Source organism: Xanthomonas bonasiae, assembly GCF_017163705.1.
GTDB lineage: Bacteria > Pseudomonadota > Gammaproteobacteria > Xanthomonadales > Xanthomonadaceae > Xanthomonas_A > Xanthomonas_A bonasiae.
On record NZ_JAFIWB010000027.1, the window covers coordinates 22,569 to 36,965 of the forward strand.

Annotated in this window: 7 protein-coding genes and 2 pseudogenes; 7 read left to right on the forward strand and 2 right to left on the reverse strand. The window is 70.3% G+C overall.

What is annotated here, in order from left to right:
- Positions 1-202: 202 nt before the first annotated feature.
- Together JR064_RS18895 and gshB are read right to left on the reverse strand one after the other, a co-directional pair.
- Complete coding sequence (locus JR064_RS18895; protein WP_179566492.1) at positions 203-1,084, reverse strand: energy transducer TonB family protein; 882 nt, start codon at positions 1,082-1,084, stop codon at positions 203-205.
- Positions 1,081-2,031, reverse strand: coding sequence for a glutathione synthase (gene gshB / locus JR064_RS18900; RefSeq protein WP_191824312.1), 951 nt, complete (start codon positions 2,029-2,031; stop codon positions 1,081-1,083). Before gshB ends, JR064_RS18895 begins: the two co-directional genes overlap by 4 nt.
- Positions 2,032-2,275: 244 nt before the next feature.
- Here gshB and pilG point away from each other — a divergent pair, with 244 nt between their 5' ends.
- The 7 genes and pseudogenes from pilG to JR064_RS18930 all read left to right on the forward strand — a co-directional run bounded on the left by pilG (position 2,276) and on the right by JR064_RS18930 (position 14,380).
- Positions 2,276-2,677 (forward strand): twitching motility response regulator PilG, encoded by a 402-nt coding sequence (gene pilG / locus JR064_RS18905; RefSeq protein WP_003472648.1) that lies wholly within the window; start codon positions 2,276-2,278, stop codon positions 2,675-2,677.
- Between the two features lie 17 nt (positions 2,678-2,694).
- Complete coding sequence (locus JR064_RS18910) at positions 2,695-3,057, forward strand: response regulator (RefSeq protein ID WP_179566488.1); 363 nt, start codon at positions 2,695-2,697, stop codon at positions 3,055-3,057.
- Between the two features lies 1 nt (position 3,058).
- On the forward strand, positions 3,059-3,589 hold the full coding sequence (locus JR064_RS18915) for a chemotaxis protein CheW (RefSeq protein ID WP_179566486.1): 531 nt from the start codon (positions 3,059-3,061) through the stop codon (positions 3,587-3,589).
- Between the two features lie 40 nt (positions 3,590-3,629).
- Entirely contained in the window at positions 3,630-5,666 is a 2,037-nt protein-coding gene (locus JR064_RS18920; protein WP_191824311.1) for a methyl-accepting chemotaxis protein, read from the forward strand.
- Positions 5,667-5,799: 133 nt separating this feature from the next.
- Positions 5,800-6,051: pseudogene (locus tag JR064_RS23420) on the forward strand (Hpt domain-containing protein); the annotation flags it as partial.
- 2,037 nt (positions 6,052-8,088) lie between these two features.
- Positions 8,089-13,035 (forward strand): annotated as a pseudogene (locus JR064_RS18925) (Hpt domain-containing protein); the annotation flags it as partial.
- Positions 13,022-14,380, forward strand: a complete 1,359-nt coding sequence (locus JR064_RS18930; RefSeq protein WP_206230730.1) for a chemotaxis protein CheB — start codon at positions 13,022-13,024, stop codon at positions 14,378-14,380. The pseudogene JR064_RS18925 and the gene JR064_RS18930, both read left to right, overlap by 14 nt.
- Positions 14,381-14,397 lie beyond the last annotated feature (17 nt).

Sequence of the window (14,397 nt, forward strand, 5' to 3'; positions counted from 1 at the left end):
CCTCACCCCAACCCCTCTCCCGGTGGGAGAGGGGCTCGGTTTGTCCCTTCTCCCATCGGGAGAAGGTGCCCCGCAGGGGCGGATGAGGGTACGGGCGGAGCCTCGAAACGTTCAGTGCCGCCAGGCGGTCCGTGGCGGCCGTACCCTCACCCCAACCCCTCTCCCGGTGGGAGAGGGGTCAATTGCTTCAGCCGCCGCTCGCTCAGCGGTCGTCGCGCAGGGTGCCGCCGGGCAGGAACACCCAGGTGCGGGTGACCTGCAGGATGTCGATGTTGTCTTCGGTATGCGGCAGCGGCGGGAACGGTTGCGCCAGCTGCACCACCCGCATCGCCGCAGCGTCGAGCATCGGCACGCCGCTGGAGCGCAGGATGCGGCTGCTCTCGACGCTGCCGTCGCGGCGCACGCCGACGCTGATCACCACCTGGCCGCCCAGCCGCTGCCGGCGCGCCTCGTCGGGATAGTTGAGGTTGCCGACGCGCTCGGCACGGTCGACCCAGGCGCGCAGGTAATTGGCGTAGGCGTATTCGCGGGTGCTGGCGGAGACGAACTTGCGGTTCGGGCGCTTGGCGTACTGCTCCGACCGCAGGTGCACTTCGGCGGCCAGGCGCGCCATCTCCGCGTCGCGCTGCTCGCGCTGCGCGTCCACCGGCTGGGTCGGGGCGTCGGTGCGCGGCTGGGTCTGCGCTGCCGGCTGCGGCTGTTCGCCGCGCGCGCTGCTGACCACGCGCGGGGTCGGCTCCGGTGCCGCCGCCGCGGTCTGCGCGCGCAGCGCCTGCGGCGCCAGGCCGTCGTGCTGCTGCGGCACGATCCCGGGCTGGCTGTCGCGCGGGCGCTGCGCCTTGTCGTGGTCGCCGCCGCCCTGCTGGTTGGCCTGGGCCAGGAAGTCGGCCTGCTTCGGCGTCAGCGGGGTGCTGGTCTGGCTGAAGATCACGTCCAGGGTCGGCACCAGCGGCGCGTCGTCGTCGATCGCGAAGCCCACCCCCAGGATCAGCAGGCCGTGCACGATCAGCGACAGCACCAGGGTGGCGCCGAGCCTGTCACGCTCGCCGATGCGCGGCGCGGGCGTCGCGGCGGCCGCGCTCATCGCGCCGGGTAGGCCTCGATCGCGTCGAACAGCAGCCCGGCGATGTTCAGCCCGAACTGCGCGTCCAGTTCGCGCACGCAGGTCGGGCTGGTGACGTTGACCTCGGTCAGGAAATCGCCGATCACGTCCAGGCCGACGAAGCGCATGCCGCGCCGTTTCATCTCCGGGCCGACCTGGGCGGCGATCCAGCGGTCGCGCTCGCTCAGCGGGCGGCCTTCGCCGCGGCCGCCGGCGGCCAGGTTGCCGCGGAATTCGTCGCCCTGCGGGATCCGCGCCAGGCAGTAGTCCACCGGTACTCCGTCCACCAGCAGGATGCGCTTGTCGCCGGCGCTGATGTCGGGAATGAACCGCTGCGCCAGGGCCAGGGTACGGCCGCCGTCGGTCAGCGTCTCCAGGATCACGTTGAGGTTGGGGTCGCCGGTGCCGCTGCGGAAGATCGAGCGCCCGCCCATGCCATCCAGCGGCTTCAGCACCGCCTGGCCGTGCTCGAGCACGAACGCCTTCAGCGCGGCCGCGTCGCGGCTGACCAGGGTCGGCGGGCAGCATTGCGGGAACAGCTGCGCGGCCAGCTTCTCGTTGAAGTCGCGCAGGCCCTGCGGGTCGTTGACCACCTGCGCGCCGGCGCGCTGGGCCACGCTCAGCACGTGGGTGTCGTACAGGAATTCCGAATCGAACGGCGGGTCCTTGCGCATCAGCACCACCTGCCCGGTGCCGAACGCCAGCTCGGCGAACGCGCCAAGTTCGAACCAGCCGGTCTTGTCGTCGCGCACCTGCAGCGGCGCCGCCTGGGCCAGCGCGCGGCCCTCGCGCAGCGACAGCCCGCCGGGGCGCACGTAGTGCAACCGATGCCCGCGGCGCTGCGCTTCCAGCAACATCGCGAAGGTAGTGTCTTTGGCAATCTTGATGCTGGCGATGGGATCCATCACCACGATGACATCGAACGACATGGCGTTACCCGGGGGACTGAGCGGAGGATGGTAGCGGGTCGGCGGCAGGGGTGCGCAAGGGCCGTGGCACGGGGCCATGCGCTGCCCTGCGGCGGCAATCAAACTGTGACATAGTTAGCGCTGGAAAGTGATCCAAAGCAGAGCCGTGGCGGCGGCCTTGACAGTCCGAGCGGGTCTTGGGATACATGTCGTTTCGCAGCGACGTCGGAACCGATGAAGCGTCGCGCGCCTGGGGGGCAAGTGAATGAGTGAAAACACGACTGCGGGTGGGGAACTCGCAGGACTGAGGGTCATGGTGATCGATGACTCGAAGACGATCCGTCGTACTGCCGAAACGCTGTTGAAGCGCGAGGGGTGTGAGGTGGTCACTGCCACCGACGGCTTCGAGGCCTTGGCCAAGATCGCCGATCAGCAACCGCAGATCATCTTCGTGGACATCATGATGCCGCGGCTGGACGGCTATCAGACCTGCGCGCTGATCAAGGGCAACCAGCTGTTCAAGGCGACGCCGGTGATCATGCTGTCCTCCAAGGACGGCCTGTTCGACAAGGCGCGCGGGCGCATCGTCGGTTCCGAGCAGTACCTCACCAAACCCTTCACACGCGAAGAACTGCTGGGCGCGATCCGTACATACGTCAACGCCTGACCAGGGGGAAAGGCACCATGGCTCGAATCTTGTTGATCGAGGACTCACCGACCGACCGGGCGGTGTTTACGCAGTGGCTGGAAAAAGCCGGGCACGAGGTGCTCGCCACCGACAACGCCGAGGACGGGCTGAAGATCGTCCGCGAGCAGGCGCCCAGCCTGGTGCTGATGGACGTGGTGCTGCCGGGGATGAGCGGCTTCCAGGCCACCCGCGCGCTGTCGCGCGACGAGGCCACCCGGCACATCCCGGTGCTGATCATCAGCACCAAGAGCATGGAGACCGACAAGGTCTGGGGCATGCGCCAGGGCGCCACCGACTACATCGTCAAGCCGCCGCGCGAAGACGAGCTGATCGCCCGCATCAACCAGCTGGTCGGCTGACGTGCGTTCGCCCTTCGACATCCTCGAGGCCTACGAGCGGCGCAGCCTGGCGCACGCGGTGCAGATGCCCGAGCGCGAATTCGACGAGGACATCTGGCGCGGGGTCGGCTTCCGCGTCGGCAACCGCCATCTGGTGTCCGACTTCCGCGAGGTGGTGGAAATCGTGCGCATGCCGCCGATCACCCCGGTGCCGGGCGCGCAGCCGTGGCTGCTGGGCGTGGGCAACCTGCGCGGCAACCTGTTCCCGGTGGTCGATTTGAAGCAGTTCATGGAAGGCCAGCGCACCTCGCTGCTGGAAGGCCAGCGCGTGCTGATCATGCGCCAGAGCGGCGGCGACGTGGCGTTGACCATCGACGAACTGTTCGGCCAGCGCAGCTTCGCCGAATCGCAGGCGGTGGAACCCGGCGACCTGGCGCAGGGCCGCTACGCGCACTTCGTCGACCGCGCGTTCCGCGGCGACACCCACGACTGGGGCGTGTTCTCGCTGTCGCTGCTGTCGCGCACACCCGAATTCCGTCAAGCCGCCGCCTGAGCGCGCGGCCTGCCTTCGCATCGAAGATCGAGGTCGAATCATGAGTACTGCACCGGACGCCCCCAAGGCCAGCAAGCTTGGCAGCGTGGGGACGAGTTTCTGGCTGGGCCTGTTGGCGCTGTCGCTGATCGTGTTCGGCGCCAATACCGGCGTGGCCACCTGGCAGGGCAACCGCCTGGCCGGCGCCAGCACCGGTGCGGCCGATCTGCAGGTGCTGTCGCAGCAGCTGGCCAACCAGGCGCGCGACGCGGTGTCCGGCAACGCCGCCACCTACAAGGAATTCAAGCAGACCAAGTCGCGGGTGGAGAGCACCGTCGCCGGGCTCAACGCGCGCTACGCCAACGAGACCGGCATCGCCGGCCCGCTGGCCGAACTCAACCGCACCTGGACCCCGCTGGGCAAGAACGCGCAGCAGGTGGTGGACAGCGAACCGGCGGTGCTGGCGCTGGCCGGCAATGCCGAGCGTTTCGTCGGCGGCGTGCCGCAGCTGCAGGCGCAGTTGAACGAGGTGGTGCGCGCGATGACCGTCGGCGGCGCCCCCGCCGCGCAGATCTACAACACCCTGCAGCAGGTGGTGGTGGCCGGCACCATGGCCCGCCGCGTCACCGAGATGCGGGCCGGCGGCAGCGGTGCGGCCAGCGCCGGCGATGCGCTGGCGCGCGACTCGGTGGTGTTCGGGCAGATGCTCGAAGGCCTGCGCAACGGCAACGAGGAACTGGGCATCGCGCCGGTGCGCAACGCCGCCGCGCTGGCCGCGCTGGAGCAGTCGCAGGCGCAGTGGGCGGAAATGAAGAAGGACCTGGACGCGTTGCTGGCCAGCTCGCGCAGCCTGTTCGCCGCGCAGTCCTCGGCCGCGGCGCTGACCGCCGGCTCGGACAAGATGCTCGACGACAGCAAGAAGCTGTTCGACGCCTTCTCTGCGTTCGGCTCCACCCGCGACACCCGCCTGTTCCCGAACTTCTGGCTGGGCGTGGTGTCCGGCCTGCTGGCGCTGCTGTCGATCATCGGCTTCGTCTGGACCTCGGTGCGCAGCCGCACCCGCGACCAGGAAATCCGCTACCAGACCCAGGTCGAATACAACAGCCGCAACCAGCAGGCGATCATGCGCCTGCTCGACGAAATCAGTTCGCTCGGCGAAGGCGACCTGACCGTCAAGGCCTCGGTCACCGAGGACATGACCGGCGCCATCGCCGACGCGATCAACTACGCGGTCGACGAACTGCGCCACCTGGTGACCACGATCAACGACACCTCGGCCAAGGTCGCCATCTCCACCGAGGAAACCCAGGCCACCGCGCTGCAGCTGGCCGAGGCCGCCGGCCACCAGGCCGAGCAGATTGGTTCGGCGTCCGAGCGCATCAACGAAATCGCGGCCAGCATCGAACAGGTCTCGCGCAACTCCAGCGAGTCGGCCGAAGTGGCGCAGCGCTCGGTGGTGATCGCCGCCGAGGGCGCCGGCGTGGTCCGCGAGACCATCCAGGGCATGGACCAGATCCGCGACCAGATCCAGGAAACCTCCAAGCGCATCAAGCGTCTGGGCGAATCGACCCAGGAGATCGGCTCGATCGTCGAACTGATCAACGACATTTCCGAGCAGACCAACATCCTGGCGCTCAACGCCGCGGTGCAGGCCGCCTCGGCGGGCGAGGCCGGCCGCGGTTTCGCGCTGGTCGCCGACGAAGTGCAGCGCCTGGCCGAACGCACCTCCGGCGCCACGCGCCGCATCGAAGGCCTGGTGCAGACCATTCAGGCCGATACCAACGAAGCGGTCAGCTCGATGGAGCAGACCACTTCCGAAGTGGTGTCCGGCGCGCGCCTGGCCGAAGACGCCGGCACCGCGCTGACCGAGATCGAGCGCGTCTCCAACGCGCTCAACAACCTGATCAAGAACATCTCCATCGCCGCGCACCAGCAGTCCGCCGCGGCGACCGACATCACCCAGACGATGGACGTGATCCGCCGCATCACCGGACAGACCTCGCAGGGTGCCGGCCAGACCGCCGAATCGATCGGACGGCTGGCGCAGCTGGCGGCGGACCTGCGGCGCTCGGTCGCCGACTTCAAGCTGCCGGCGTGAGCGGATCGGAACAGGGTGGAAGGACAGTGCACATGACGTACCGCGAAAACTCCCTGCATCCCGCCGCCGCGCTGGCGCGGCACGGCGCGCGGCCGTCCGCGGAGACGCGGCGATGAGCGCGCTGCGCGATGCGATGAGCCACGCCGCCCTGGGCTGGGTCAAGCCGGAGCTGGACGAGACCCTGCGCCAGGTGCGCGGGGAGATCGAATACTTCGTCGAAGACCCGGCCGACACCAGCCGCATGCGCTTTTGCGCCGGCTACCTGCACCAGGTGCAGGGCACCTTGCGCATGGTCGAGCTGTACGCGCCGGCGATGGTCGCCGAGGAACTGGAACTGCTGGCCATCGCCGTGCAGAACGGCCAGGTGCCCGACCGCGACGAGGCCTGCGCCACGCTGATGCGCGGCACCGTGCTGCTGCCCGACTACCTGGAGCGCCTGCAGGACGGCCATCGCGACATCCCGATCGTGCTGCTGCCGCTGCTCAACGAGATCCGCGCCTCGCGCGGCGAGCCCGGCTTGAGCGAAGGCGCGCTGTTCGCGCTGTCGCCCGACGCCAGCGCCGCCACCGAGGCCGAGCTGGACCATGCCCGCGGCAGCCTCAGCGGCCGCAACCGCGAACTGCTCGACACTGTCGGCACCGCGATCAAGGAAGAACTGCTGCGGGTCAAGGACGCGCTCGACCTGCACCTGCGCACCGGTGGCGACGTGGCCGCGCTGCAGACCCAGGTGGACGAACTGGGCAGCGTCGCCGATACCCTCGGGGTGATGGGCCTGGGCGTGGCCCGCGGCGTGGTGGTGCAGCAGCGCGATGCGCTGCGCAGCATCGTCGACGGCGAGCGCCAGGCCGACGAGGGGCTGTTGCTGGATATCGCCGGCGCGCTGCTGTACGTGGATGCCTCGCTTGACGACCAGGTCGCCTATCTCGGCGCCAGCGCCGGCATCCACGACGATGCCAGCGCCGCCGAGGCGCGGCGCACGGTGGAAGTGCTGGCGCACGAGGCGATCGCCAATTTCGCCGCCGCGCGCGAGCACTTCGTCGCCTTCATCGAGACCAACTGGGAACACGAGCGCCTGACCGAAGTGCCGCGCCTGCTCGGCGAGGTCGCCGGTGCGCTGCGCATGCTGGAACTGCCGCAGCCGGCCGATTACCTGGAAGGCGTGCGCCGCTACGTCGCCACCGAGCTGATCGGCAAGCGCCGCGTGCCCAGCGGGCGCCAGCTGGACACGCTGGCCGATGCGATGGCCAGCCTGGAGTACTACCTGGAAGCGCTGCGCGAGCGCCGCCCGGGCCGCGAGGAAATCCTCGACATCACCCGCACCAGCCTGGAAACGCTGCGCTACTGGCCGCTGCCCAGCGATGCGCCGGCGCCGCAGGGCGCGGTGCCGCAGGTGGCCGATGCGCCGTTGCTCGCGCCCGTGGCGGAGCTGGGCATCGCGTCGGCCGACGCCATTGCCGACGTGCCGAGCGCGGCGTCCGCGCCGCCGCCGGTGCCGTCCTGGGAGTTGGCACCGGTCGCGGATGCGCCGATCGTCGCGAGCACGCCGCCGCCGCTGCCGGGCGAGTCGCCGCAGGCGCCGCAGTGGACCTTGCACGACGCTGCCGAGGCCGCCGCGAACGCCGCGGCTGCCGAGCGTGCCGACGCCGACGCCGACGCCGAGCCGTCCGCCGCGGCGGTCAGCGCTGCGGGCAACGACGATGCGCCCGTCGTCGTGTCGTCGCCGATCAGTTTCGATCCGGTCGCCGCCGAGCAGGAAGAATGGTCGGCCACTGTCGAGCCGCTGCAGATCAGCACCGACACGCTGGCGTTGGAAGGCGATGCGTTGCGTTGGGAAAGCGCCGAAGCGGCGCCCGAGCAGGCCGTCGCGCATGCCGATGCCGCGCCCGCGAGCGACGAAGCGGCACCGGCCAGCTATGGGTTCGACCCGGTGGCTGCCGAATACGCGGAATTCGAATCGGTTGCCGGGCACGACGATCCGGCCCTGGTCATCGTCGACACCCCGGCCGCCGCGCCCACCGACAACGTCCACGACGATGTGCTGGTGATCGAACTGGAGGATGCGCCGGCCTTCGCCGAGACCGCGTCCGACGAGGTCCACGGCATCGTCTGGAACGACACGCCGGCAACCCTGGCCGACGACGACAGCGACGCTGTCGCCGAGCCCGGCACGCCTACCATCGACCTTTCGTCGAGCGAGACCGTGTTCGCGGCCGAGGCCGAGAGCGCCGAAGCGCCGCACGCGCAGGCCGACGAGGCGGAGCATGCCGACGCCGCTGCAGGCGCCGAACAGAGTCCGTTCGTCGACCTGACCTGGCCGGAGCCGACCCCGGAGCCGGAAGCACCGGCGCCCGGCGTGCACAAGGCCAGCATCCAGCCGATCGAGCTGGACGCCGCTTCGGCGGCATTCCTCGCCGAACTCGACGCCGCTGCCGCACAGTTCGATGTCGCCGCGCCCGCCGGTGCGACCGAGGCCACTGCCGACCACGCGCAAGCGCCGACCGATGCGGTCGCGGCACCCGAGGCGCCCGCGCCGGCCGCCATCGACGGTGGCTTCGTCGACGACGGCGGCGAGATCGACGCCGACATCCGCGAGGTGTTCCTCGAGGAATTCGACGAGGAGCTGGTCAACCTCGGTACGCTGCTGCCGGCATGGCGCGCGTCACCGAATCACCTGGAAAGCCTGCGTCCGATCCGTCGCGTGTTCCACACCCTCAAGGGCAGTGGCCGGCTGGTCGGCGCGCGCGTGCTCGGCGAGTTCAGCTGGAAGATCGAGGGCATGCTCAATCGCGTGCTCGATGGCAGCCGCGCGGCCAGCCCGGCCGTGGTGACCATGGTCGAACTGGCCTACGAGGTGTTGCCGCAGCTCAACGCCGCCTTGCGCGGGCACGGCGTCATCCATGCCGATCTGGACGCGATCCAGGCGGTCGCCGACCGCATCGCGGCAGGCGAGGACGCCTACTATTTCGCCGCCGCGCCGGCACCGGCGGTTGCCGCGCCGCGCGCCGGCACGCCGGCCTCGGTGGACAGCGTATTGCGCGAGATCCTCGAAGCCGAGGTCGGCACGCATCTGGAGACGGTCCGCGACTGGCTGCAGCATGCGCCGCAGCCGGCCACCGAGGCGCTGCTGCGCGCGGTGCACACGATGAGCGGCGCGTTCGCGATGACCGACGTGCCGGAAATCACCGACGTCACCGGCCCGGCCGAGAGCTATGTCAAGCGGCTGCTGGCCGCCGCGATGGTGCCCGGCGCCGACGGCGTGCGTGCGCTCGACGATGCCGCGCAGGCCATCGCCGCCACCATCGAGGAACTGCAGGCGCCGTCGCCGGTGATCCCGCCGTTCACCGAGCTGGCGCAGCGGCTGCAGGCCTTGGTCGCCACGCTGCCGGAAGTGCAGTGGCCTTCGGTCGCGCACGACGAAGAGGACGAGGACGAACCGCAGCCGCACGCCGATGCCGGGCTGGATGCGCAGTTGCTGCAGGCGGTGGAACTCACTTCGGCCGACGACCTGTCGGCGTACCTGGGCGATGCCAGGCACCTCGACGCGGCCGGCACGGACGATCATGCCGCCGCCGATCATGTCGCCGAAAGTGCCGCTACCGATGCCTTCGTTGCGCACGCAGTCGATGCGCCGTCGGCGTTCGATGCGGCGCAGTCGCACGCGACTGGCGAAGACTCCGCCGACGGCGTGGTATCGACGGCGCCTGCGCTCGACGACCACGATGCGTCCGCCAACGAGGAAGACGGCATCGCCGCAGCCGGCGTTGCGCAGGAGGCGGAGGCCGCAGAGGGATCGGACGTGATCGCCGAGGCTCCGGCCGACAGCGAGCCTGCTGCGATCGGCGCCGACGAACAGGCACTGCTGGCGCAGGACGGCAAGCTCGACGAATTGACCGTCGACGCGCCGCTGGCCGAGGAGCGCGTGCCGGCGGACAGCGAATTGCCGCCGCCCGTGGAAGCGCCGGTCGAGACGCAGGAGCAGGGCGTAGCGGCCGACGATGGCGCGACGCACGACGACACCCATCACGGCGAGCATCGGGAAGACCCGCAAGGCGCGCACGACCAGGCCGGGCACGCCGAAGGTGAGCCGGTTGCGGACGCGCACGACCAGGGCGAACACGACCAGGAGCGCGATCCGCAGGGCTATGCGTTCTATGCAGAGCCGGTGCAGCCGTCCACGCAGTGGCACGGCAGCGAGCCGGTGTCGGCGAACGACGATGCCGAACCGCTGCTTGCGGCGGACGACGCTGCGGCGCATGCCGACACCGCCGCGCACGCGCACGACAACGTGGATGCTGCAGCGCAATCGCAGCACGAGACCGTCGATCAAGGCGCCGATGGCGACGCCGCGCAGACCGATATCGAAACGCATCCGGCTGACGCCGAAGCGAACGATGCGCACGACCGCGCGTCTTCGTCGCACGATGAAGACGCCGCACATGCCGCATCCGAACTCGCCGATACCGATGCCGAAGCAGCGCTTGGCACGACGACTGATGCTGAAGCAGCGCATTCGACCGAAACGGCCGACGCGCCAGCGTCCGATGCCGGGTACGAAGGCGATGCCAGCTTTGACGCGGCGCCGGTCGAAGCGTCGTATGCCCATGAAGCGCACGCCGAAGAGCAGCATTCGACCGATCAGGAGCATGCGTCAGCGGCCGATGCCGCGCATGAGGGCGATGCTGGTGCCGACGCACCGCCGGCCGAAGCAGCGTATGCCGATGAGGCGCACGTCGACGCAACGCAAGCGACCGACTCTGCCGACGCCGCGCCGGACCATGCGGAGCATGCGGGCGATCCGGGAGACGTCGCGGATGCGCAGGCCGAGCCTGCATACGCGGAAGCCGCCGAGCCGACCGAAACCGAAACCGGCGACGAGCATCACCCGCCAGCCGCCGCATCCGACGAACCGGCGTTCGCCGAAACCTCCCAGCACGACACCGCCTCGGCCGAATCCAGCGACCTGGCCGCGGTCGATCTCGGCCCGCTGGACTTCGCCGATCTGGACCGCGAACTGGTCGATATCTTCGTCGAGGAAGGCAAGGACCTGCTCGACCATTGCGACCGCCTGATCGCCGAACTGCGCGCCGCGCCGCAGGACCGCGACGCGCTCGCCGGCCTGCAGCGCGACCTGCATACGCTCAAGGGCGGCGCGCGCATGGCCGGGGTCAACCCGATCGGCGACCTCGGCCACGGCATCGAATCGCTGCTGGAGGCGGTGGCCGCCAACCGCACCGAACTCGATCGCAGCGACGTGCAATTGCTCGAGCGCGGGTTCGACCGCCTGCATCAGTTGCTCACCCTCACCGGCAACCACCGCGCCGTGGCGATGCCGCTCGATCTGATCGGCCGCTTCGACGCGCGCACCCACGGCCGCAGCCTGCCGCTCGCCGCCGACGGCATCGATGCCGCCGCCGAAACTGCAACCGATGCCGACGTGGCGGCGATGATCCAGGCCGCGGTCGATCCGGCCTCGGTGCCCGCACCGGCACCGGCGCCGCTGTCGGCACCGCTGCCGGTGGACGGCACGCTCGACGAGGAGTCGATGATCGCGCGGCCGATGCAGGAACAGGTGCGCGTGCGCGCCGACCTGCTGGACCGCCTGGTCAACCACGCCGGCGAAGTGGCGATCTACCGCTCGCGGCTGGAGCAGCAGCTCGGCGCGTTCCGCGGCGCGATGTCCGAACTGGACCGCACCAATGCGCGACTGCGCGACCAGCTGCGCCGCCTGGACCTGGAAACCGAAGCGCAGATCGTCGCCCGTTACCAGCGCGAACAGGACCAGAGCGAGCAGAGCTTCGATCCGCTGGAACTGGACCGGTTCTCCACGCTGCAGCAGCTCAGCCGCGCGCTGAACGAATCGGCGGCCGACCTGGGCGGCCTGCAAGGCGTGCTCGACGACCTGGCGCGCCAGTACGACGGTTTGCTGCAACAGCAGTCGCGCGTGAGTTCGGAGCTGCAGGACGGGCTGATGCGCGCGCGCATGGTGCCGTTCGACGGCCTGGTGCCGCGGCTGCGCCGGGTGGTGCGGCAGGCCGCCAGCGAAACCGGCAAGCAGGTGCACCTGACCCTGGAAGGCACCCACGGCGAACTCGACCGCAACGTGCTCGACCGCATGATCGCGCCGCTGGAGCATATGCTGCGCAACTCGGTCGCGCACGGCCTGGAAACGCCGGAACAGCGTCGCGCCGCGGGCAAGGCGGAAGAGGGCAGCATCGCCATCCGCCTGCGCCGCGAAGGCTCGGAAATCGTGCTGGAAGTGGCCGACGACGGCGCCGGCCTCAACCGCGATGCGATCCGTCACCGCGCCGAACAGCGCGGCCTGATCGCGATCGGCGCCGCGCTGTCCGACGAAGAGCTGGATTCGCTGATCTTCGCCCCCGGCTTCAGCACCTACGACCAGGTCAGCCAGCTGGCCGGCCGCGGCGTGGGCATGGACGTGGTGCGCAACGAAGTACGCCAGCTCGGCGGCTCGGTGGACATCCATTCGGTATGGGGCCAGGGCGTCACCTTCACCCTGCGCCTGCCGCAGACCCTGGCGGTGACCCAGGCGGTGTTCGTGCAGATCGGCGAGACCACCTTCGCCGTGCCGGTGGCCTCGGTCAGCGGCATCGGCCGCATCAGCCGCGAGCGTTTCGAAGCGGCCGACGGCGGCTACCACTACAGCGGCGAGGAATTCGCCCTGCACGACCTCGGCTCGCTGGTCGGCCAGGCGCCGGCACGCGCCGAAGGGCAGGCGCAGGTGCCGCTGCTGCTGGTGCGCGCCGGCGACCTGCGCGCCGCGGTGGCGATCGACCAGGTGCTCGGCAACCGCGAAATCGTGGTCAAGCCGGTCGGCCTGCAGATCGCCTCGGTACCAGGCATCTACGGCGCCACCATCACCGGCGATGGCCGCGTGGTGGTGATCCTGGACGTCGCCCCGCTGGTGCGCCGCTACCTGGCGCAGCCGGCGCGGCCGGTGGTGGAAGCGGCGCCGGCCGAACAGCGGCGAGTGCCGTTGGTGATGGTGGTCGACGATTCGCTGACCATGCGCAAGGTCACCGGCCGCGTGCTGGAACGCCACAACTTCGACGTGATCGTCGCCCGCGACGGCATCGAGGCGCTGGAGCGCCTGGAAGAACGCGTCCCCGACCTGATGCTGCTGGATATCGAGATGCCGCGCATGGATGGCTACGAACTGGCGACCGCGATGCGCGCCGACCCCCGCTACAAATCCGTGCCGATCGTGATGATCACCTCGCGCAGCGGCGAGAAGCACCGCCAGCGCGCCTTCGAGATCGGCGTGCAGCGCTACCTAGGCAAGCCTTACCAAGAGTTGGATCTGATGCGCAACGTGTACGACCTGCTGGGGATCGCCCGTGTTCGCGAGTGACGGCACCGCCAGCGGCACCCCGGTCGCGTTGCTGGCGCGTCCCGGTCAGGCGCGCGAGCGCCTGCGCGAGGCGCTGCACCAGGTCGGCGCGGCGATCGTGCTCGAAGACGATCCCGGCGCGATCGATGCGCAGACCCTGGCCGACGCCGCGCCCGACGCGGTGTTGATCGCGCTGGAACCGGCGATCGAGGACGCATTGGAACGGCTCGATGCGGCACTGGACTTGCCCGGCCTCACCGTGATCTTCGACGAGGCCGAACTGGCCGCGCGCCGCGAGGGTTGGGAAGCGCAGCGCTGGGCGCGGCACTTGGCGGCTAAGCTACAAGGCCACCAGGACGTGCTGCCGCCCGGGCGCGAAACCGACACCGGCCTGCAGCCCGAACCGGGCCTGCCGGCGACCCCGGCGCAACTGCACGAAGGCGCGCCGATCGGCTTCCACGTCGAGGAAGCGGCCAGCTTCGCCACCACCGTGCCGGGCGACAGCTTCTATGCCTGGCAGCCGCCGGCCGATGCCGCGCCCGGGTTCGAGGACATGCAGTTCTCGCGCGATCAGATCGCTGCCGGCGATGTGGCCGCGCCTGTAACGGCGTCGGAACCGGCGACTGCGACCGAGGCGGCATCCGCTGCGCCGACCAGCGCGCCGCCACCGCTGCCGGCCAGCGCCTGGTCGCTGGTGGACGACGACGCGCCGCTGGTGGTGCAGGCGCGTGCGCCGCTGAGCCAGATGCAGATTTCCACCGAAGGCCTGTCGCTGGTCGCGCTGGAGTCCGAGGAGGAGTCCACCATCGACAATGCCGCCGCCGCTGCAGTGACGGTCGCGCAGGGCGCGGTGCTGGTGATGGCCGGTATCGGTGGTCCCGATGCCATCCGTCGCCTGCTTGCCGCATTGCCGGCGGGCTTCCCGCAGCCGCTGCTGGTGCAACTGCGCCTGGACGGCGGCCGCTACGGCAACCTGGTCAAGCAGATCGCGCGCGTGTCCGCGTTGCCGGTGCTGCTGGCCGAAGCCGGCCAGGCGGTCGGCGTCGGCAACGTCTACATCCTGCCCGACGATGTCGGCGTGCGCAGCGGCGAAACCGCCGGCCTGCGTTTCGTCGCCCAGCAGGCCGGCGCCTCGGTGGTCGGCGGCTTGCCCGCCGCGCACAGTGCCGTGCTGCTGCTCAGCGGCAGCGACCCGCAGCAGGTCGACGACGTGCTCGCACTCGCCGCACAAGGCGCCTGGGTCGCCGGCCAGACCGGCGACGGCTGCTACGACCCGGCCGCCGCCGCGCAACTGATTGGCCGCGGCCACCCCAGCGGCGACCCGGTGCAGCTGGCGCAGGCCTTGTCCGCGCGGTGGGGCGGCTGAGCCGTCGCCCGCGCGTT

Excerpts from the sequence above, each read along its gene's own strand:
- gshB (WP_191824312.1), bottom strand. The coding sequence starts at position 2,031 with ATGTCGTTCGATGTCATCGTGGTGATGGATCCCATCGCCAGCATCAAG.
- pilG (WP_003472648.1), top strand. The coding sequence starts at position 2,276 with ATGAGTGAAAACACGACTGCGGGTGGGGAACTCGCAGGACTGAGGGTC.
- JR064_RS18895 (WP_179566492.1), bottom strand. The coding sequence starts at position 1,084 with ATGAGCGCGGCCGCCGCGACGCCCGCGCCGCGCATCGGCGAGCGTGAC.
- JR064_RS18920 (WP_191824311.1), top strand. The coding sequence starts at position 3,630 with ATGAGTACTGCACCGGACGCCCCCAAGGCCAGCAAGCTTGGCAGCGTG.
- JR064_RS18910 (WP_179566488.1), top strand. The coding sequence starts at position 2,695 with ATGGCTCGAATCTTGTTGATCGAGGACTCACCGACCGACCGGGCGGTG.